The sequence below is a fragment of the Dokdonella sp. genome (assembly GCF_035511235.1).
Classification (GTDB): Bacteria; Pseudomonadota; Gammaproteobacteria; order Xanthomonadales; family Rhodanobacteraceae; genus Dokdonella.
In genome coordinates this window covers 78,545-97,777 of record NZ_DATKFQ010000004.1, presented here as the reverse complement: position 1 = coordinate 97,777, position 19,233 = coordinate 78,545, and the positions used below count along the sequence as shown (strand labels likewise).

Sequence of the window (19,233 nt, the reverse complement as noted above, 5' to 3'; positions counted from 1 at the left end):
GGCCGTGGCCGCCGGACCACGGTTTCCGAGCGAGCCCGCGCGCGATCCCGCGTCCCGGGCGGCCGTGGCTCAGGATGCGGCGAGACGCGCCAGGGCCTGTTCGCGATCGAGTCCTTGCACGCGCAGGTTGTAGTAATGCTGGCAGTCGGCCGAAAAGCTGACGCGGTTGTCCGGCGGCAGCCTGGCCAGCAGCGTCAACAGCGAGGAAGCGTCCTCGCCGATGCCTTCCTCGGCGAGCATCGTCTGCAGCTGGACGGCGCGATTGGCGATCATGCGCGGAGTCTCGCGATAGCGGTCCGCGGCCGCCAGCAGCTGCACGGTCACGTCCTCGGGCGTCGGTCCGGCCACGCGTGCCGGATCGGGCAAATGGTCGATCAGCCACCGCGCCGGCGGCGTCGGGTCGTGGGCGCCGAGCCAGGCTGACGCTTCGGCGGCCTCGGCCGGGACAGTCGGCGCAGCCGCGGTCCGCGGCGGCGGTGCCTCCTCGCCGCAGGCGATCAGCGTACTGGCGAGCACGGCAAGTGCGATCGGGCGCAGGCGATTCATGGCGGTACTCCGGCTTGCGGTGGCGACACACGGTGCGGCCCGTGCGCGAAAACCCTAACCCGATCGGACGCGGCGTACCAGCGCCGGCGCGGCATCCGCTATCGCACGGCCGGCGCTCTTATACCCCGGCGCCGGCCGCCGCGCCGCCGATGCGATCCGTCGCGACGATATCGCTTGGAATTTCATCGATCGTCCGCATACTCTGGCGATCGCCGCGGATCGCGATCGCCGTCGTGCCTGCCGCGTCGCCGAAGACGCCGATCGCAGGCCTCGGCCGTTCAGTCAGGGAGAGTCCATGCCTCATCACACGCCGCTGATCGCCACGATCGTCGCCGGCCTCGTGCTTGCGTTCGCGTTCGGCATGGTCGCGCAGCGGCTCCGCCTGTCTCCGCTTTTCGGTTACCTGGTCGCCGGCGTCTGCGTCGGTCCGTTCACGCCCGGCTTCGTCGCCGATGCCGCGCTGGCGAACGAGCTCTCGGAGATCGGCGTAATCCTGCTGATGTTCGGCGTGGGTCTGCATTTCTCGCTCAGCGATCTGCTGTCGGTCCGCAAGATCGCGATACCGGGCGCGATCGTGCAGATCACGATCGCGACCGGTCTGGGCATGCTGCTGGCCTGGGTGCTCGGCTGGACCGTCGGCGCCGGCCTGATCTTCGGCATCTGCCTGTCGGTCGCCAGTACCGTCGTGCTGCTGCGCGCGCTCGAGGAGCGCCGCCTGCTCGAGACGATGCGCGGCCGCATCGCGATCGGCTGGCTGATCGTGGAGGATCTGGTCACGGTCCTGGTCCTGGTCATGCTGCCGGCGGTCTCGGGCCTGCTCGGCGGCAAGGTCGAGGAGGGCGTCGCCGGCGACACCGCCAGCATCCTGGGCGCGCTCGGCTGGACCCTGGCCAAGGTCACGCTGTTCATCGTGCTGATGTTCGCGGTCGGCCGCCGCGTGATTCCCTGGGCGCTCGAGCGCACCGCCGCCGTCGGCTCGCGCGAACTGTTCACGCTGGCGATCCTCGCGATCTCGCTCGGCGTCGCCTACATGTCCTCGGCCTTGTTCGACGTCTCCTTCGCGCTCGGCGCGTTCCTGGCCGGCGTCGTGCTCAACGAGTCCAAGCTCAGCCACGAGGCCGCCAACGACTCGCTGCCGATGCGCGACGCGTTCGCGGTGCTGTTCTTCGTCTCGGTCGGCATGCTGTTCGATCCGATGATCCTGCTCGAGCAGCCGGTCGCCGTGTTCGCGACGTTCCTGATCATCACGGTCGGCAAGTCGCTCGGCGCCCTGTTCATCGTGCGTGCGTTCGGCCATCCGCTGCAGACCAGCCTGACGATCGCGGCCGCGCTCGCGCAGATCGGCGAGTTCTCGTTCATCCTGGCCGCGCTCGGCGTCAGCCTGGGCCTGCTCAGCGAGGACGGACGCAACCTGATCCTGGCCAGCGCGCTGCTGTCGATCATCGTCAACCCGATGCTGTTCGTCGCGCTGGACCGCTGGACCGCGCGGCGCGATGCCGAGAAGAGCGCGGCCAAGGCGGCCAAGGCGGCCGAGTTGCAGGCCGAATCCGATCGTGCGGCCGCGGCCGCCGACGACGACTTCCTGCCCGATCGCGCTCTGATCCCGGCGCGCGACCACATCATCCTGATCGGCTTCGGCCGCGTCGGCTCGCGCGTCGGCAAGGCGCTGCACGAACGCGACATCCCGCTGGTGCTGATCGAGTCCGACCGCGACGACTGCATCGCCGCGCGCGGCCTCGGCATCCCGTGCATCCTCGGCAACGCGGTGGCGCCGCAGGTGCTGGCCGACGCGAACCTGCCGACCGCCCTGGTGCTGCTGGTCGCGATTCCGCAGACGCTCGAGGCCGGGCCGATCATCCGCCACGCGCGCGAGGTCAATCCGGCGCTGGCGATCCTCGCGCGCGCGCACTCCGACGAGGAGGTCGCCTATCTGCTCAAGGCCGGCGCCGACGCGACGATCATGGGCGAGAGCGAGATCGCGCGCAGCATGTGCGACTCGGTCGAATCGCTGATCCGCCTCGCGCCGCGCCTGCAGCACGGCGATGCCGCCGGTCAGCCGCCGACGTCGGCGCCGGACAGTCCGCAGGCGGCCTGAGCGCGGCGCTGCGCGATGGCGCCGTGCAGCCGGCAGGAGGAGGTTCGCGTCGAATTCAGCCGCGCGTGCGGATGATCCGGGGCCGGGTCGCCGCCGAGCGAGCCGCCTTTCCGACACGAGGAGTCCGGACATGAATCCGACCGACCCGCGCCGACAGCCCGCTCCCGGCTATCCGAACGAGAATCCGCGTCCGCGTTCCCCTCCGCCGAAAGGCCCCGGCGAAGGCCGCCCCGACGAGCCGCAGAACGATCCCGATCGCAAACCCGGACGCGGCAACGGCTAGGGGATTTCCGCCCCGCGCCGAACGAAGGGGCGGCATCGGCGAGCCCCCGAGTACGCAGGAGCGGCCGATGCGCGCACGGCCGGCAGCCGCGAAGAAGCGCTGAGCCTACGTGTTCGATCGAGCCGAGCGGGCCGCCTGTGCATGCACCCGCCGTTGTGACAGACCTCCGGCGCGATGGCGCCGGCGGCGACGACCGGGCACGCACCAGACGCAGCTGCCGCGCCTGTGCCGTACGCGGCCGGCGAAGAGACGTCATCGGCGGCGACTATCGGCGGCGGCCGCGTTCGGCCGATAATGCGCGCGCCTCGCCGCGCCGACGCGCGCGACGCACCTTCGTACCGCCGCGGCGCCCGATGCCGGGCACCGACCCGGACGCCGCCATGCTGCTGATGATCGACAACTACGACAGCTTCACGTTCAACCTCGTCCAGTATTTCGGCGAGCTCGGCCAGGACGTGAAGGTCGTGCGCAACGACGAGCTTTCAGTCGCAGCGATCGCCGCGCTGCAGCCCTCGCACATCGTGATCTCGCCAGGGCCGTGCACGCCTAACGAGGCCGGCGTCTCGCTGCAGGTGCTGGCCGAGCTGGCCGGGCGCGTGCCGATCTTCGGGGTCTGCCTCGGCCACCAGTCGATCGGCCAGGCCTTCGGCGGCCGCGTGGTCAGGGCCGGGCGGATCATGCACGGCAAGACCTCGATGATCCATCACGACGGCCAGGGCGTGTTCCGCGGTCTGCCCGATCCGTTCGAGGCGACGCGCTACCACTCCCTGGTCGTCGAGCGCGACACGCTGCCCGAGTGCCTGGAAGTCACCGCCTGGACCGTCGACGAGAACGGCAACCGCGACGAGATCATGGGACTGCGCCATCGCTCGCTCGGCGTCGAGGGCGTGCAGTTCCATCCCGAGTCGATCCTGACCCAGCACGGCCACGCGCTGCTCGGCAATTTCCTGAGCGCCTGAGCCGGCCGCGGCACGATCGGGTGCGTCCGATGCCGCCGCGATCGCCGGTCCGGCGGCAGTCGATCACGGATTGGACGGCCAAATCCGGTCCGATCGCGCTGCGGGCTTGTGTCGCGCCGACAAGATGGTAGGTTCTCAGCCACGCGCCCGCACCGGCGCGCTCCACGGATTCGTCGATGCCCATCACTCCACAACAGGCGCTGCAGCGCGCGATCGAACATCGCGAGATCTTCCACGACGAGATGATCGACCTGATGCGTCAGATCATGCGCGGCGAGGTCTCGCCGGCGATGACGGCCGCGATCCTGACCGGCCTGCGCGTCAAGAAGGAAACCGTCGGCGAGATCGCGGCCGCAGCCGAGGTCATGCGCGAGCTCGCCGCGCCGGTGGCGGTCGATGCGCCCGAGCACTTCGTCGACATCGTCGGCACCGGCGGCGACGGCGGTCACAGCTTCAACATCTCCACCGCCGCGATGTTCGTCGCCGCCGCGGCCGGCGCGCACGTGGCCAAGCACGGCAACCGCAGCGTGTCCTCGAAGTCCGGCAGCGCCGACGTGCTCGAGGCGCTCGGCGCGGCGATCGAGCTGACGCCGGCGCAGGTCGCGGCCTGCATCGCCGAGGTCGGCATCGGCTTCATGTACGCGCCGACGCATCATCCGGCGATGAAGGCGGTCGCGCCGGTGCGGCGCGAGATGGGCGTGCGCACGATCTTCAACATCCTCGGGCCGCTGACCAATCCGGCCGGCGCGCCGAACGTGCTGATGGGCGTATTCCATCCGGATCTGGTCGGCATCCAGGTCCGCGTGCTGCAGCGGCTTGGCGCGCGCCACGCGCTGGTGGTCTGGGGCAAGGACGGCATCGACGAGATCTCGCTCGGCGGCGCGACCCTGGTCGGCGAGCTGCGCGACGGCGTCGTGCGCGAATACGAGATCCATCCGGAGGAGTTCGGCTTCGCGATGGCGTCCGGCCGGCAGCTGCGCGTCGCCGACGCGGCCGAGTCGCGCGAGCGCGTGCTCGAGGCGCTGGCCGACGTCCCCGGCGCGGTCCGCGACATCGTCGCGTTCAACGCCGGCGCGGCCCTCTACGCGGCCGACGTGGCCGGATCGATATCCGAAGGCATAATCCGCGCACGGCAGGCCCTGGCGAGCGGCGCGGCGCGGGCCCGGCTGGATCAGTTCGTGGCGACGACCCAACGCATCGCGAAAGGAGGTTGAATGAGTGACGTCCTGCAACGCATCCTCGCGCGCAAGGTCGAGGAAATCGCCGAGCGCAGCGCGCGCGTGCCACTGGCCGAGCTGTCGGCGCGCATCGCCGATCTGCCCGACACGCGCGGCTTCGCGACGGCGATCGAGGCCGCGATCGAGGACGGCCGGCCGGCCGTCATCGCCGAGGTCAAGAAGGCCAGTCCGAGCCAGGGCGTGATCCGGGCGGACTTCGACCCGGCCGCGATCGCACGCAGCTACGCGGCCGGCGGCGCGACCTGCCTGTCGGTGCTGACCGACGCCGACTTCTTCCAGGGCAGCGAGACCTATCTGCAGCAGGCCCGCGCGGCCTGCGAGCTGCCGGTGCTGCGCAAGGACTTCACGATCGATCCGTACCAGGTCTACGAGGCGCGCGCGATCGGTGCCGACTGCATCCTGCTGATCGCCGCCGCGCTCGACGACGCGGCCCTGCTCGAGCTGTGCCTGCTCGCCGCCGATCTCGATCTGGACGTCCTGGTCGAGGTGCACGACGGCGAGGAGCTCGAGCGCGCACTCGGCGTGCCGGCGCCGCTGATCGGCATCAACAACCGCAACCTGCGCACGTTCGAGGTCTCGCTGAACACCTCGGTCGACCTGCGCGATCTGGTGCCGTACGACCGCCTGCTGGTCGCCGAGAGCGGCATTCGCACGCTGGACGACGTGGCCCGCCTGCGCGATGCCGGCATCGACGCGTTCCTGGTCGGCGAGAGCTTCATGCGCGCGGTCGATCCCGGACACGAACTGGCGCGCCTGTTCTCGCTCGAATGAGCGCCGCAGCGCCGGATGCGGACGAGGGCGCGGTGCGGATCGAGCCGTTCCGCCCCGAATGGGCCGAGGCGTTCCGGCGGCTGAACCTGCAGTGGCTCGAGCGCTACTTCGGCGTCGAGCCGGCCGATCTGCCGGTGCTCACCGATCCGCAGACCCGCGTCATCGATGCAGGCGGCGAGATCCTGTTCGCGGTCGACGCCTCTGGCGAGGTGGTCGGCACCTGCGCGCTACTGGCCGGAGCGGACGGGGCGTTCGAGCTGTCGAAGATGAGCGTCGACGAAGCGCGCCACGGGCAGGGCATCGGCAGGCGGCTGATCGAGGCCGCGATCGCGGCGTTCGGCCGCCGCGGCGGCAGGCGGCTGTTCCTCGAGACCAACAGCCGGCTGACCGCTGCGCTGCATCTGTACCGGCGCAGCGGCTTCGTGCAGCAGGCGCCGCCGCAGCCTTCGCACTACCGGCGCGCGGACGTCTATATGGTCTGGCGCCCCGCCGAAGCGGAGCGCTGACGTCGGCCGCTCAGCGCGTGCCGAGCACCACGATCGTCTTGCCGGACACCGTGATCATGCCCTGTTCCTCGAGCTGCTTGAGGACGCGGCCGACCATCTCGCGCGAGCAGCCGACGATGCGGCTGATCTCCTGGCGCGAGATGCGGATCTGCGTGCCCTGCGGATGCGACATCGCGTCCGGCTCGTCGGTCAGGTCGATCAGCGTCTTGGCGACGCGGCCGGTGACGTCCATGAATGCCAGGCGGCTGACCTTGCGGTTGGTGTGCAGCAGGCGGTTGGTCAGCTGCGAACCGATCGCGAACAGGATCTTCGGGCATTCCTCGCGCAGCGGTCCCTCGAACAGGCTGAACATGCGCTCGTAGCCGATCTCGGCGAACTCGCACGGCGTGCGCGTGCGCACCAGCACTTCGCGTCGCGGCGTCTCGACGAACAGGCCCATCTCGCCGATGAACTCGCCGCGGTTCAGATAGGCCAGGATCAGTTCGCGGCCTTCCTCGTCCTCGGACGAAATCGTCAGCGAGCCTTCGATGATGTAGTAGAGGATGTTGGCGGTGTCGCCCGGGCGGACGATGACGGTCTTGCTGGGGTAGCGTCGTCGATGACAGGCGCTGAGGAAGCGCTCCATCGCGGCGCGGTCGGGGGTGAGAAACGGCGGGGCCTGGACCCGGGAAACGTTGCGCTGGAGGTTGTATTTGAAGTCGGCCGCGTTCACGTGATTGGATCTCCCCTGCACATGGCATCCGGATGCGTCACCGGGCGTGACGCATGGTTCCCCACGCGTCTGCGAGTCACGCCACAGTACGGTGCGACGTCATCTTACATGGAGGAAACCGATTGTGGCAGTCGTCACTCATAATTCATCGAGGCGATGTTTCGCCTTCGATTCGATTGGGACATAATCCGCGGCCTTGCCGAGGCAGCGTCGACCCGCGTCGACGTCGCGAGGCAGGACGAGTGCGGTCGAGCGGCGGTGGTCGCGCGCCGCGATCCGACGGGTTCAGTTTCCGGCGACAGGCCCGCGGCCTGGTCGCATCACGACGAGGTGACGGTGGTGGTCAAGCCCATTCCGAGGCTGCGGCTGCAGGGTTTCAACAACCTGACCAAGGCGCTCAGTTTCAACATCTACGACATCTGCTACGCGGTGTCCGAAGACCAGCGCCAGCGCTACATCGAGTACATCGATGAAGCCTACGACGCCGATCGCCTGACCAAGATCCTCACCAACGTCGCCGACATCATCGGCGCGAACATCCTCAACGTTGCGCGCCAGGACTACGATCCGCAGGGCGCGAGCGTGACGATCCTGATCTCCGAGCATCCGATCGTCGAGAAGCTCGGCAAGGACGTGATCTCCGACGCGGTCGTGGCGCACCTGGACAAGAGCCACATCACGGTTCACACCTATCCGGAGACGCATCCGCACAACGGCATCGCGACGTTCCGCGCCGACATCGACGTGGCGACCTGCGGCGTGATCTCGCCGCTGAAGGCGCTGAACTACCTGATCGACAGCTTCGAGTCGGACATCGTGATCATGGACTACCGCGTGCGCGGCTTCACCCGCGACGTCAAGGGCCGCAAGCATTTCATCGATCACAAGATCAACTCGGTGCAGGAGTACCTGGCGCGGCACATCCGTCACAAGTACGAGATGTTCGACGTCAACGTCTACCAGGAGAACATCTTCCACACGAAGATGCACATCAAGGATTTCGACCTCGACACCTATCTGTTCGAGGCCAACGCCGACGACCTCTCGTTCAAGGAGCGCCAGCGCATCGAGTCGCTGCTCAAGCGCGAGATCGAGGAGCTGTTCCACGGACGCAATCTGGTCTGAGCGTTCCGCTGCACCCGCGCGATCCGACGGCCCGCCTCTGGCGGGCCGTCCTGCTTTCCGGCGCACCGGTCCGCGCGTCGGACCTTGCCGCGGCCGATGCGGGCCCGGCGACGATCGAGGCGTGCTGGCGGGAAGTGCCACGCTCCGGAAGGGGAGCGCTGCGCGAGCCGGCCGGCCGCGCGTTCACCGCGATCCGGCCGGGCGCGGCGTCGTCGCGAGCGCCGCCGCGCCGGTGCGATCGACCGGTCCGGTCGAATCGATCAGGTTCGGGCCGATCAGATCCGGCTCGATCAAATCCGGTAGGCGACCGTGCGCATCAGCTGTGCCGCGGCGCGCATCAGCAGCGGCAGCGGCGCCGGCAGCGCGGCGGCACCGGCCGCCTGCGCGTGATCGGCATGGCGCGCCTCGTCTTCCTTCATCCGGCTGACGATTGCGCGGCTGCGCATGTCGGCGGCGGGCAGGGCGTCGAGATGGCCGGCCAGATGGGCCTCGACCTGGCGCTCGGTCTCGACGACGAAGCCCAGGCTGAGCCGGTCGCCGATCAGGCCGGCGCCGGCGCCGATCAGCCAGGCGCCGCCGTACCAGAGCGGATTGAGCAGGCTGGGGCGGCTGTCGAGCTCGCGCAGGCGCGCGCCGCACCAGGCGAGGTGGTCGGTCTCCTCGGCGGCGGCTTCGATCAGATGACGGCGCAGGTCTTCGGTACGCGCGACCGCGGCCTGGCCGACGTACAGCGCCTGCGCGCAGACCTCGCCGACGTGGTTGATGCGCATCAGGCCGGCCGCATGACGGCGGTCGTCCGCATCGAGCGGCGCGTCGGGCACCGTCTCGGCCGGCGAGGGCCGCGCCGCAGCCGGCTCGGGCTCGGTCACGGTCGACAGCGCGCGCTCGACAGCCACCAGCAGACGGTCGGTGATCGACAGCGAGGCGGTCACGATGGGCGGCTCCGTCGGGTCGGTTCGGGCGGCCAGTCTAACGTCCGCCGCCGTGAACCGCGCCCGGTGCCGATCGCGGCCGCGAAAAAAAGCCGCCGCCGCCGCTCAAAAAGACTTCCGGATGTGCCAGAATGCCGCCCCCGCCGGGAGGGGCGCCGATTGCGCTCGATGGCTTGCGCAATTCAGCGTTCGCCCCTATAATCCCGCGTCTTTATTTTCTGGACCAGCCCGTATCCCGGGCGATCAAGGTGTTTCCGATGAAAACGATCAGCGCCAAGCCCGAAACCGTGCAGCGCGACTGGTATGTGGTCGACGCTACCAACAAGACGCTCGGCCGCCTCTGCTCAGAACTCGCGACCCGCCTGCGCGGCAAGCACAAGCCGATCTACACGCCGCACGTGGATACCGGTGACTACCTGGTCGTGATCAACGCCGAGAAAATCGCGGTGACCGGCAAGAAGCTCACCGACAAGAACTACCATCGCTTCACCGGCTACATCGGCAACCTCAAGACGACCTCGCTCAAGGACATGCTGGCCCGCCATCCGGAGCGCGTGATCGAGATCGGCGTGAAGGGCATGCTGCCGAAGAATCCGCTGGGCCGCGCGATGTTCCGCAAGCTCAAGGTCTATGCCGGTGCGGAGCATCCGCATTCGGCCCAGCAGCCGCAGACCCTGGATCTCTGAGGCGCCGTCCTCGCAGGAGCCTGCCCGTCGCGGTGCGGGCCTCACACGTACGCTAGGTTTCCCATACATGGCTATTGAGCAAAACTACGGTACCGGTCGTCGCAAGTCCTCCGCCGCGCGGGTCTTCCTGCGCAAGGGCAGCGGCAGCATCGTCGTCAACGGCAAGACGCTCGACCAGTTCTTCGGTCGCGAGACGGCCCGCATGATCGTGCGCCAGCCGCTCGAGCTGGTGCAGGCCACCGACAAGTTCGACGTGCTCGTCACGGTCGCCGGCGGCGGCACGACCGGCCAGGCCGGTGCGATCCGCCTCGGCATCGCCCGCGCGCTGGTCGAGTACGACGAAACGCTGAAGTCGCCGCTGCGCAAGGCCGGTTTCATGACACGCGACGCCCGCGAAGTGGAGCGCAAGAAGGTCGGCCTGCACAAGGCGCGTCGCGCGACCCAGTACTCCAAGCGTTAAGCACGGAACGCCCGCCGGCATCGCCGGCGGCCGATTCCAGGCCGTCAGAACGGTGGTTTTGCCACTGTGGCCCCCGGTTATTGGGAGATCGTCTAATGGTAGGACAACGGACTCTGACTCCGTTTATCTAGGTTCGAATCCTAGTCTCCCAGCCACTCGAAAGCCCCTGCTTCGGCAGGGGCTTTTTTGTTGCTGGATTGCCGAACCATCTGGCACGTAGCGCAGCTCAACCGACCGCGACGCCGCGACAGCGCGCGCGGCGCAGGCCGCGCCAGGTTTCCTCGAGGATCGGCAGCACGGCCAGCGCGATGGCGACGCTGGCGAGGATCGCGATCGACGTCGGCAGCGGCTCGGCCTTCGGCCGCAGTGTCCAGTCCGGCTGCCAGGTGCCGCTGCCGAACCAGGCCTCGGCGAACGCGAGCGCTGCGGCGATCAGCGGCAGCACGTTCATGAAGCCATGAACCTGCTGCTCGGTCGCCGAGATCAGCCGGTGTCGCTGCGCGTGATGCGTATCCCACCAGGCGGTCGCCTGGTGTGCGGCGGCACCGGCCAGTACCAGCGCCAGGATCGTGTAGTTGAGCTCCAGCCACAGCGCGGCCCAGGCCGGCAGCGCGACCTGCGTCCACTCGGCCACGTGCAGCAGTGATTCGGGCCATCCGGCGTTGTCCTCGATTGCGGCGCGCCGGTGCAGCTGATGGTCGGCGGCGCCGGCGAGCAGCCAGCCCGGCAGGATCACGCAGAGCAGAACCCAGCCGGTCGCGCTCATTCGGACGCGTCGCGTTCGCCGAGCGTGGCCGGATCGATCGGCTCCAGGCCGCTCGCGGCCGGCCCGTTCAGCACCGCACCGTTCGCCGCCTCGAAGCGCGAGCCGTGACAGGGGCAATCCCAGCTGCGCTCGATGCGGTTCCAGCGCACGGCGCAGCCCAGATGCGGGCAGCGCGCCGAGAACGCGTGCAGCTGACCGTGGCCGTCGCGATGGACCGCGCACAGGCGCAGTCCCCGCCGCAGCACGCGCCCCTCGCCGCGCGCCAGATCGTCGACGCCTCCGCCCTCGGCCGGTGCGACCCAGTCGTGATACTGCCAGGCGACGTTGGCGTTCTCCTTGATCCATTCGCGTCCGAACTGCTTGCGCGCCGGATCGTAGACCGTGCGCCACGGATGGTCTTCGCCGCCGGCCAGCGCGGCGATCAGCGGGCCGGCCAGCGTGCCGTGCGTGAGGCCGTTGCCCGAATCGCCGGTCACGACGTAGACATTGCGTGCGCCGATGTCGCGTCCGATGTAGGCCAGGCCGTCGACCGGCTCGATGATCTGGCCCGACCAGCTGTGCTGCCGTGCGCCGAGGCCGAGCAGATGCGCGCGCGCCCAGGCCTCCAGCTCGCGGAACGGGACCTCGTCCGGCTCGCGCTGGCCGACCTTGTGATCGGCGCCGCCGACCAGCAGCAGGCCGGCGTCCCCGGCAGCATCGATCCAGCGCAGGTAATGGTACGGATCGCCGGTATCCCAGAACAGCGCGTCGGGCAGCAGATCGCGTGGCGCTTCGAACGCGAGCAGGAACGATCGGTACGGCGCCTGCTTGGTGTGATAGGCCACGCGCCGGTGGAACGGCACGTTCGTGCACACGACCACGGCGCGGCAGTCCACGTGCGGGCCTGCGGACGTGATCACGCGACATGGATCGCCGTCCTCGATCGCCGTCGCCTCGGCGCGCAGCAAGCGGCCGCCGCCGTCGCGGAACGCGCGCTCCAGTCCGCGCACGTAGGCCAGCGGATCGATGCGCGCCTGCCCCGGAAAGCGCAGCGCGCGGCCGCCGTCGATCCGCAGCGCCGGCACGCGATCGGCATGCACCTCGACGCCGAGCCGGCGCGCAGTCTCCGCTTCGCGCTCGAGCAGATCCGGCGCGCTCGACGGCGCACGCAGCAGATAGCCGTCCACGCGCGTGAAGCCGGCCGCTTCGGTGCTCCAGCGCTCGATCAGGTCGACCGCGGCGCGGTGGCTCTCGACGGCCAGCAGGGCCCCTTCCTCGCCGTGCTGATCCTGCAGCGCGCAGAGCCGATCGTCGAGCGCGAACGAGACGTGCGCGCTGCTGCGTCCGGTCTCGCCGCAGCCGACGCCGCGGCGATCGAGGATCACGACCTCGCGGCCGGCTTCGCGCAGGCAGCGCGCGACGCTCAGCCCGGCGATGCCGGCGCCGATCACGCAGACGTCGGTGCGGACGTCGCGATCGAGCCGGTACAGGCGATTCTTCGAAGCGGATCGATCCGCCCACAGACTGTCCAGTCGCGCGGTCATCTGGCCTCCTGATACGAAAGATGCCCGGCCGTTCGATCGCCGGCCGCAGGCCCCGGCTGCGCATGCTGGTCGGCGGCGAGTGAACACGCCGAGAATCCGCCCGCCCGGGACGCTGCGCGTTCACGATGCGATCGGCGAGCGCATGCCCAGTCGCGCGGCCGCGTTCAGCGGCGCTTGCGCCCGCGGCGGCAACATCGCGCAACGCCCGAACGCCCGACAGGCCGCCATGACCGCTCCGACCCGCAACCGCAAGCGCGCCCGCAACCGCAGTGGCAACAGCAGCCGCAACGGCAACCGCAACCACACCGAAAACCGCGGCCGCATCCGGCTGTCCGGCCATCATTCGATCTTCGATCGCTTCGCGACCGTCGCCACGCATGCCGCCGGATCGCCGTGGACGTTCAGCGGCGCCGTGGCGATCGTGCTGGTCTGGGCCGCGCTCGGTCCGTTGGTCGGCTATTCGGAGGTCTGGCAGCTGGTCATCAACACCAGCACCACAATCATCACGTTCCTGATGGTGTTCCTGATCCAGCGCTCGCAGAACAAGGACAGCGCGGCGATCCATCTGAAGCTCAACGAGCTGCTGGCCTCCGATCGCAACGCCAGCAACCGGCTTGTCGCGGTCGAGGGTCTCGACGAGGACGATCTGCGCCGGCTCGCCGCGTTCTACCAGCGGCTGGCCGAACTGGCCGAGCGCGAGCGCGGCATCAAGGAGACGCACTCGCTCGACGAGGCCGATGCCTCGCATGCGCGCAAGCGGCGCTGAGGCACGGCGGATGCGGAATGGGCGCGCATCGCACGGCGACGCGTTCGGGAGCGGCGCTTCAATCCGCCCGGACCGGCGGCGGCGCACGTGCGATCCAGGCCAGCACGGCGGCCAGCGCCAGCGCGCAGGCGCTGGCCGCCCACAGCGCGGTCAGGCCGATCCAGGCCTGCATCCAGGCACCGACGACGGCGCCGGCGACCAGGGCCATCCAGTGCATCAGGTACGGCCACCAAGCCAGCGGATCTTCGCCGCGCGTCGCGTCGGCGAGCAGCTGGCCGATCCGGACCAGGGTACCGGTCATGTAGGTCAGGCCGACCGGAAAGCCGCCGGTCGGTGCGAACACCGCGTTGACGGCGCCCATCGCAGCCGTCGCGCCGAGCGTAGCAGCCAGCGGCGCGCCGGTATGGTCGAGCAGCGCCGCGCCGGCCAGCAGCAGGCCGACCAGGACCATCACGCGCGCCTGCGCGTTCCGCAGTCCTCGATGCGAGAGCCGGAAGCCGGCGAATACGCCGGCGACGAACGCGACGATCAGCGCGAGCGCGGTGCCGGCGAGCGGGGAGCCTTCGGCGATCGCGACGCCGAGTCGCGTCGAGTTGCCGCTCATGAACGACACGAAGAAGCCGCCGAGGGTAAGGAAGCCGACCGCGTCGATGTAGCCGGCCAGCGCCGAGAGGGCGGCAGCGAACGCGCGGGCGCGCACGGTGTGTCGGATCACGATCGGTTCCCGGGGCGACGCGGCGGAGTGGCGGCCGCAGCGTCATTCTCGCGTGCTTCGCGCGCGGAGGCGAGCATCCCTGGCTCCGGCCGCCCGCCGTCGAGTCAGCGCGTGTTGCGCGGCAGCAGGCACAGTAGGCGCCGGATTCGGCGAGGAGCCATTCGATGCCCCAGAACGAACGTGAGGATTCGGTCCCGGACACGGCGCTGGCGATCGCCCGCGCCCGCTGCCGGCTGTATGCGCTGGCCTGCCGCTGTGCGGCCGACGACACCCTCGCCGCAGCGTGGCGCGATGCCGAACGGCAGGCCCGGCGTCACGCCGGGCGGCTGGCGGCCAGTCGCGACGATGCGGTCGAACCCGCCGAACCGGCGGCCTGGACCTGCCTGATCGAAGCGATGGATCTGGCATTGCAGAACGGCGACCGCGCCGCCGCGCAGCTGGTCGCGCAGGAGTGCATCGCGATCGCCGAGGCGCATGCGCTGGCCGCGCAGCGCCGGCCCGATGGCGGCCACGAGCCCATGCCCGCCGCGCGCGAGCCTAGCGGCTGCGTGATCGCGCAGGCGCAGCCAGCATGAGCGACATCGAAGACGCATCGGCGCATGCTGCGGACGCATGCATCGTCCTGATGCGGCGATCGCATCGCAGGATGGCCGCGATGCGGCATGGGACCGGCGTCGCGACGGCGATCATCGCCTCGCGCACCGTTCATTGATCCACCGAAAGGAGAAAAGCGGCATGACCAAGCTCGACAAACCCCTGCGGCGCGAACTGGAGATCGGCGGAACCGCCTACACCCTCGTCGTCGATGCCGACGGGCTCAAGCTCACCGAGAAGGGCAAGCGCAACGGCACCGCGCTGTCGTGGAAGGCGATCGTCAGCGGCGACGCCGGTCTCGCCGCGGCGCTGCGCGCCTCGACCGAGGCCTGACCGAGGCGGCGCAAGACCGCGCGGCGCGTCAGCCGGCGCGCCGCGCGGTCTTGCGTGCCGGGGCCTTCTTGGCGGCCGGTTTCTTCGCCGCGCGCTTGGCGGCGGTCTTGCGCGGTGCAGCCGGCGCGCTCTTCCTGGCCGGCGTACGCTTTTCGGACTGAATGCTCTTCTTGAGCAGCGCCATGAAGTCGACGACGTTGGTGGTCGCGTCTTCCGGCGTCTCCGGCTCCTCGACCGGCTTGACGACGCCCTTGCTCTTCATGCGCTTCTCGATCACCTTGGTCAGGCGCGCGCGGAACTCGTCCTTGTATTGATCGGGTTGCCAGCGTGCGCTCATCGAGTCGATCAGCTGGGCGGCCATGTCCATTTCGGCCTTGCTGATGCGGAACGAGCCCAGACCGCCGCTCGGGAACGCGTACTCGTCGGCCGATACCAGTTCCTGCGGGTAGCGCAGCAGGTTCAGCACGAGTGCGTCGTCCTGCGGCAGCACCGCACATAGATACTCGCGCGTGCGGATCACGACGCGGCCGATGCCGACCCGGCCGGTCTTCTTGAGCGTCTCGCGCAGCAGCACGTAGCCCTTCTCGGCCTTCTTGCCGGGCACGAGGTAGTAGGGCTTCTCGAAATACTGCGGCGAGAGCGCGTCGCGCTCGACGAAGGACTCGATGTCGATCGACTCGTGGCTCTCCGGCGCGGCCGATTTGATGTCCTCCGGTTCGAGCACGACGTAGCTGCCCTTGTCGTACTCGAACGCCTTGACGATGTCCTTCCAGGGCACCTCGGCGCCGGTATCGGCATTGACGCGCTCGTAGCGGATCGGCGTGTTGTCGCGCGCGTCGAGCATGCGGAAGTGCAGGTCGACGCGGCGCTCGCCGGTCATCAGCGAGACCGGAACGTTCAGCAGGCCGAATGACAGGGTTCCGGTCCAGATCGGGCGTGCCATGGGATCCTCGGGCGAACGGCGGGAAGGGTCCTCTCGTAGCAGGCGCGCGCTGAATCGGCCGCAACCGTGCTGGCGACGCGGCTCCCGCCCGCACGCCGGAGGCCATGGAGGCGGCGCCGGGATGCGGGGCCGGACACTGCGGCGCCGGCCGCGTCGATGCAACGACCGGGGCGCGCGCCGCGCGCGGTATGATGGCCGGCAGTGCGCGGCCTCGAGGGGCCGCCGGCCCGGCCGACCGGCCGTCGCGTGTGGCGACGGCGCCGGCGAATCCGATTCGAGCCCCATGCCCGGCACCGAAAGCGTCAGCAAACAAGCCGTCCTCGGAAGCATCGCCGGCATGCTCGTGCTCTCGTTCGCGCTGGCCTACCGCTTCTTCCCGGGCGCATTCCACTCGGCGCCGCGCGTCGAGCAGCCGGCCGTGTCCGCGCCGCCGGCGCGACCGGCGGCGCCGTGGATCGCCGAGCAGCAGCCGCCGACCGAGCCGCTGCCGGCCGCCGACGCCGATGGCGGTGCCGCGTCCGAGCCGACGTCGCTGGCCGAGGCGGTCGCGATGGGGCCGCCGGCACCGGTCACCGAGGCGGTGGCCAGCCTGCTCAAGCGCGCACGCGCGGCCGAGGTGCAGGGCCGCCTGGTCGAGCCGGCCGACGGCAGCGCGGTCGCGCTTTACCGCGAAGTGCTCGCCCAGGACGCGAACAATGCCGAGGCCGAGCAGGGCCTGAAGCGGATCGGCGGCGCGATGCGCGACTGGGCGATCGCCGCGATGGAACGCGGCGAGAACGCCGAGGCGCGGCGCTTCGTGGCCGCATTCGCGGACCTGCCGCATGCCGAGGCGGAGCTGGCCCAGCTCGAGGCGCGCCTGCGCGTGCTGAACCAGGTCATGCCGCTGCTGGCCGAGGCCGCCGACCTGCTCAAGGCCGGCAAGGCGCTCGGCGACGGCCAGGACAATGCGCTAGCGGTCTACCGGCGCGCCTGGGCGCTCGATCCCGGCAACGGCCTGGTCGATCAGGGGCTCGCGCAGATCGAGCGCAGCTTCCTCGACCGCGCGCTGGCCGCCGCCGCGCAGGACGATTTCGACGGTGCCGACCGCATTCTCGCCGAGGCCTCCGCGGTGCGGCCCGGCTCGCAGGAACAGCAGGACACGCGTACGCGTATCGAAGGCCTGCGCCATCAGCGCGCCGAGAGCGTGCTGGCGCAGGCACGCTCGGCGCTCGATGCCGGCAACGCGGATCTGGCCGAGTCGCTGCTGCAGCGCGCACTGGCAGTCAGCCCGGATCTGCCGGGCGTCGACGATTTCAATCAGCGCCTCAGCAACGCGCGGCTCTACGCGAGCTTCCGCCCCGGCGAGGTGGTCCGCGACGCGTTCCTCGCGACGGCCGGCCAGGCGCCGCCGCTGGTCGTGATCCCGACCGGCCGCTTCGTCATGGGCTCGCCGGCCGACGAGGACGGTCATCGCGACAACGAGGAGCCGCAGCGCCGCGTCGAGATCGCGGCCGGCATCGCATTCGGGCAGAGCGAGGTCACGGTCGGCCAGTTCCGCGATTTCGTCAATGCGACCGGCTACGTGACCGAGGCCGAGCGCGCCGGCAGCGGCAGCTACTACGACGAGAACACCGGCCGCCTGACCGACCGCCGCAGCATGAGCTGGAAGAACGACTACAGCGGCGGCCGCGCCGGCGAGGACCTGCCGGTCGTCAACGTGTCGTGGAACGACGCGACCGCGTACCTGCAGTGGCTGTCGCAGCAGACCGGCAAGACCTACCGCCTGCCGAGCGAGGCGGAGTTCGAGTATGCGCTGCGCGCCGGCTCGGCGACGCGCTATCCGTGGGGCGACGGCGATCCGCGCGATCCGGTCGGCAACTTCACCGGCGACGGCGACCGCTCGCCGAAGAAGCGCAGCTGGGCGCGGGCGTTCCTCGACTACAGCGACGGCTACTGGGGGCCGGCGCCGGTGCGGCGCTATCCGGCCAATGCGTTCGGCCTGCACGACATGGTCGGCAATGTCTCCGAATGGGTCGAGGACTGCTGGCACGACAACTACACGCGCGCACCGCGCGACCACGAGGCCTGGGTCAACCCCGGCTGCACGACGCGCGTGATCCGCGGCGGCTCCTGGGGCAGCGCGCCCGATCAGGTGCGCTCGGCCTGGCGCGCCGGTCTGGCCGCCGGCGCACGCAGCGCGCAGGTCGGCTTTCGCGTCGTGCGCGAGCTCTGACACGGCGATCCTCGCGGTCAGGAGCGGCCGTCGATGCCGGCCGCCGCGTCGCCTGCGTCCTGAAAACAACCGTCACCGCGGTGCGCTGCACGCTGCGCATCGTCCGGCGTGGCGGTATGCTCGGCGCCTCGTCGGTCGGGGATCAAAGGCGATGGGTCCATTCGGTGATCGTTCCGCAGGCGGCCCGCAGCGGCGGCGCGGCCTCAAGTTTTGGCCGATCCTGCTGTTCCTGGGGTATCTGGGCTACTACTACCTCAGCCATCAGCAGGAGGCCTCGTACACCGGCCGCAAGCAGCTGATCGACACCACGGCCGAGCAGGAGGCCGCGCTCGGCCTGCAGTCGTACCGGCAGATCCTGCAGGAGTCGCGCGTCGTCACCAGCGGCGACCTGCCGCAGCAGGTCCGCGCGATCGCGCAGCGGCTGATCGAGGCGGCGCCGAAGGTCGAGCAGTACCTGGCGCAGACCGCCAACATGCCCGCGTCCACCGACTGGGGCGCGTTCGACTGGGACGTCAGCGTCATCGAGTCCGACCAGGTCAACGCGTTCTGTCTGCCCGGCGGCAAGATCGCCGTCTATACCGGGATCATCCCGGTCGCCAAGAACAGCGACGGCCTGGCCGCGGTGATGGGCCACGAGATCGCCCACGCGCTGCTGCGCCACGGCGGCGAGCGCATGGCCCAGCAGAAGCTGGTGCAGATCGGCACCATGGCCGCCAGCATGTCGGTCGGCGAGATGGATCCGCAGCAGCAGCGCATGGTGATGGCGGCGATCGGCGCCGGCGCGCAGTACGGCGTGCTGCTGCCGTTCTCGCGCGATCACGAGTCCGAAGCCGACAAGGTCGGCCTGCTGCTCGCCGCGGCGGCCTGCTTCAATCCGCAGGAGGCACCGCGGCTCTGGGAGCGCATGGCCCAGCTCGGCAGCCAGAAGCCGCCGGAGTTCATGTCGACGCATCCGGCCGAGGCGACGCGCATTCAGCAGCTCAATGCCTGGATGCCCGAGGCCGAGCAGGTCCGTCAGCATTTCTGCGCCGCCCCCGCGCGCTGACCCCGCCGCTGCCGGCGCGGCCG

Annotated in this window: 22 protein-coding genes and 1 tRNA gene; 16 read left to right on the top strand and 7 right to left on the bottom strand. The window is 70.0% G+C overall.

Annotation, left to right across the window (positions count from 1 at the left end):
• Positions 1–69 precede the first annotated feature (69 nt).
• Positions 70–546, bottom strand: coding sequence for a hypothetical protein (locus VMR06_RS01790; protein WP_325372363.1), 477 nt, complete (start codon positions 544–546; stop codon positions 70–72).
• 295 nt (positions 547–841) lie between these two features.
• Between VMR06_RS01790 and ybaL the strand changes: the two genes are divergently transcribed.
• The 6 genes from ybaL (at position 842) to VMR06_RS01760 (ending at position 6,398) form a co-directional block, all read left to right on the top strand.
• Positions 842–2,641 (top strand): YbaL family putative K(+) efflux transporter, encoded by a 1,800-nt coding sequence (ybaL, locus tag VMR06_RS01785; protein ID WP_325372361.1) that lies wholly within the window; start codon positions 842–844, stop codon positions 2,639–2,641.
• 130 nt (positions 2,642–2,771) lie between these two features.
• Positions 2,772–2,924 (top strand): hypothetical protein, encoded by a 153-nt coding sequence (locus VMR06_RS01780; RefSeq protein ID WP_325372359.1) that lies wholly within the window; start codon positions 2,772–2,774, stop codon positions 2,922–2,924.
• 380 nt (positions 2,925–3,304) lie between these two features.
• A complete protein-coding gene (locus VMR06_RS01775) occupies positions 3,305–3,883 on the top strand; it encodes an aminodeoxychorismate/anthranilate synthase component II (RefSeq protein ID WP_325372357.1) in 579 nt (192 codons plus the stop codon).
• 176 nt (positions 3,884–4,059) lie between these two features.
• Entirely contained in the window at positions 4,060–5,097 is a 1,038-nt protein-coding gene (gene trpD, locus VMR06_RS01770) for an anthranilate phosphoribosyltransferase (RefSeq protein ID WP_325372355.1), read from the top strand.
• Entirely contained in the window at positions 5,098–5,892 is a 795-nt protein-coding gene (gene trpC / locus VMR06_RS01765; RefSeq protein WP_325372353.1) for an indole-3-glycerol phosphate synthase TrpC, read from the top strand.
• Positions 5,889–6,398, top strand: coding sequence for a GNAT family N-acetyltransferase (locus VMR06_RS01760; RefSeq protein ID WP_325372351.1), 510 nt, complete (start codon positions 5,889–5,891; stop codon positions 6,396–6,398). The genes trpC and VMR06_RS01760 overlap by 4 nt, the downstream gene beginning before the upstream one ends.
• 10 nt (positions 6,399–6,408) lie before the next feature.
• Here the strand turns inward: VMR06_RS01760 and crp are convergent, their stop codons facing one another.
• Positions 6,409–7,023 carry a cAMP-activated global transcriptional regulator CRP gene (gene crp / locus VMR06_RS01755; RefSeq protein ID WP_325372459.1) on the bottom strand — a complete coding sequence of 205 codons (615 nt, stop codon included), beginning with the start codon at positions 7,021–7,023 and terminating at the stop codon, positions 6,409–6,411.
• Positions 7,024–7,449: 426 nt separating this feature from the next.
• Here crp and speD point away from each other — a divergent pair, with 426 nt between their 5' ends.
• On the top strand, positions 7,450–8,235 hold the full coding sequence (speD, locus tag VMR06_RS01750; protein WP_325372457.1) for an adenosylmethionine decarboxylase: 786 nt from the start codon (positions 7,450–7,452) through the stop codon (positions 8,233–8,235).
• A 290-nt stretch (positions 8,236–8,525) separates the two neighbouring features.
• On the opposite strand, the gene coq7 is transcribed toward speD, so the two are convergent.
• Positions 8,526–9,167 (bottom strand): 2-polyprenyl-3-methyl-6-methoxy-1,4-benzoquinone monooxygenase, encoded by a 642-nt coding sequence (gene coq7 / locus VMR06_RS01745; protein ID WP_414648041.1) that lies wholly within the window; start codon positions 9,165–9,167, stop codon positions 8,526–8,528.
• Between the two features lie 257 nt (positions 9,168–9,424).
• On the opposite strand from coq7, the gene rplM reads away from it, so the two are divergent.
• From rplM to VMR06_RS01730, 3 genes are all read left to right on the top strand, one after another.
• On the top strand, positions 9,425–9,853 hold the full coding sequence (gene rplM / locus VMR06_RS01740; RefSeq protein WP_325372349.1) for a 50S ribosomal protein L13: 429 nt from the start codon (positions 9,425–9,427) through the stop codon (positions 9,851–9,853).
• Between the two features lie 67 nt (positions 9,854–9,920).
• Positions 9,921–10,313, top strand: coding sequence for a 30S ribosomal protein S9 (rpsI, locus tag VMR06_RS01735; RefSeq protein WP_325372347.1), 393 nt, complete (start codon positions 9,921–9,923; stop codon positions 10,311–10,313).
• An 81-nt stretch (positions 10,314–10,394) separates the two neighbouring features.
• Positions 10,395–10,468 (top strand) — tRNA-Gln (locus VMR06_RS01730).
• A 71-nt stretch (positions 10,469–10,539) separates the two neighbouring features.
• On the opposite strand, the gene VMR06_RS01725 is transcribed toward VMR06_RS01730, so the two are convergent.
• Both VMR06_RS01725 and VMR06_RS01720 read right to left on the bottom strand, forming a co-directional pair.
• Positions 10,540–11,079 (bottom strand): hypothetical protein, encoded by a 540-nt coding sequence (locus VMR06_RS01725; RefSeq protein WP_325372345.1) that lies wholly within the window; start codon positions 11,077–11,079, stop codon positions 10,540–10,542.
• Complete coding sequence (locus tag VMR06_RS01720; protein ID WP_325372343.1) at positions 11,076–12,602, bottom strand: FAD-dependent oxidoreductase; 1,527 nt, start codon at positions 12,600–12,602, stop codon at positions 11,076–11,078. Before VMR06_RS01720 ends, VMR06_RS01725 begins: the two co-directional genes overlap by 4 nt.
• Positions 12,603–12,828: 226 nt before the next feature.
• Here VMR06_RS01720 and VMR06_RS01715 point away from each other — a divergent pair, with 226 nt between their 5' ends.
• The gene (locus tag VMR06_RS01715) at positions 12,829–13,368 is read left to right on the top strand and encodes a low affinity iron permease family protein (protein ID WP_325372341.1); all 540 of its coding nucleotides are present in this window, start codon (positions 12,829–12,831) and stop codon (positions 13,366–13,368) included.
• A gap of 58 nt (positions 13,369–13,426) precedes the next feature.
• Here VMR06_RS01715 and VMR06_RS01710 read toward each other — a convergent pair whose 3' ends face one another.
• A complete protein-coding gene (locus VMR06_RS01710) occupies positions 13,427–14,083 on the bottom strand; it encodes a YoaK family protein (protein ID WP_325372339.1) in 657 nt (218 codons plus the stop codon).
• 164 nt (positions 14,084–14,247) lie between these two features.
• On the opposite strand from VMR06_RS01710, the gene VMR06_RS01705 reads away from it, so the two are divergent.
• The 3 genes from VMR06_RS01705 to VMR06_RS01695 are packed head-to-tail and all read left to right on the top strand — an operon-like array spanning position 14,248 to position 15,010.
• A complete protein-coding gene (locus tag VMR06_RS01705) occupies positions 14,248–14,658 on the top strand; it encodes a hypothetical protein (RefSeq protein WP_325372337.1) in 411 nt (136 codons plus the stop codon).
• Positions 14,655–14,795, top strand: a complete 141-nt coding sequence (locus VMR06_RS01700) for a hypothetical protein (protein WP_325372335.1) — start codon at positions 14,655–14,657, stop codon at positions 14,793–14,795. The genes VMR06_RS01705 and VMR06_RS01700 overlap by 4 nt, the downstream gene beginning before the upstream one ends.
• Positions 14,796–14,818: 23 nt before the next feature.
• Complete coding sequence (locus VMR06_RS01695; RefSeq protein ID WP_325372333.1) at positions 14,819–15,010, top strand: hypothetical protein; 192 nt, start codon at positions 14,819–14,821, stop codon at positions 15,008–15,010.
• A gap of 28 nt (positions 15,011–15,038) precedes the next feature.
• Here the strand turns inward: VMR06_RS01695 and VMR06_RS01690 are convergent, their stop codons facing one another.
• Positions 15,039–15,953 (bottom strand): Ku protein, encoded by a 915-nt coding sequence (locus VMR06_RS01690; RefSeq protein ID WP_325372331.1) that lies wholly within the window; start codon positions 15,951–15,953, stop codon positions 15,039–15,041.
• Between the two features lie 337 nt (positions 15,954–16,290).
• Between VMR06_RS01690 and VMR06_RS01685 the strand changes: the two genes are divergently transcribed.
• Both VMR06_RS01685 and VMR06_RS01680 read left to right on the top strand, forming a co-directional pair.
• Complete coding sequence (locus VMR06_RS01685; protein WP_325372329.1) at positions 16,291–18,165, top strand: SUMF1/EgtB/PvdO family nonheme iron enzyme; 1,875 nt, start codon at positions 16,291–16,293, stop codon at positions 18,163–18,165.
• Positions 18,166–18,316: 151 nt separating this feature from the next.
• Positions 18,317–19,210, top strand: coding sequence for a M48 family metallopeptidase (locus VMR06_RS01680; protein WP_325372326.1), 894 nt, complete (start codon positions 18,317–18,319; stop codon positions 19,208–19,210).
• The last annotated feature ends 23 nt before the right edge of the window (positions 19,211–19,233 follow it).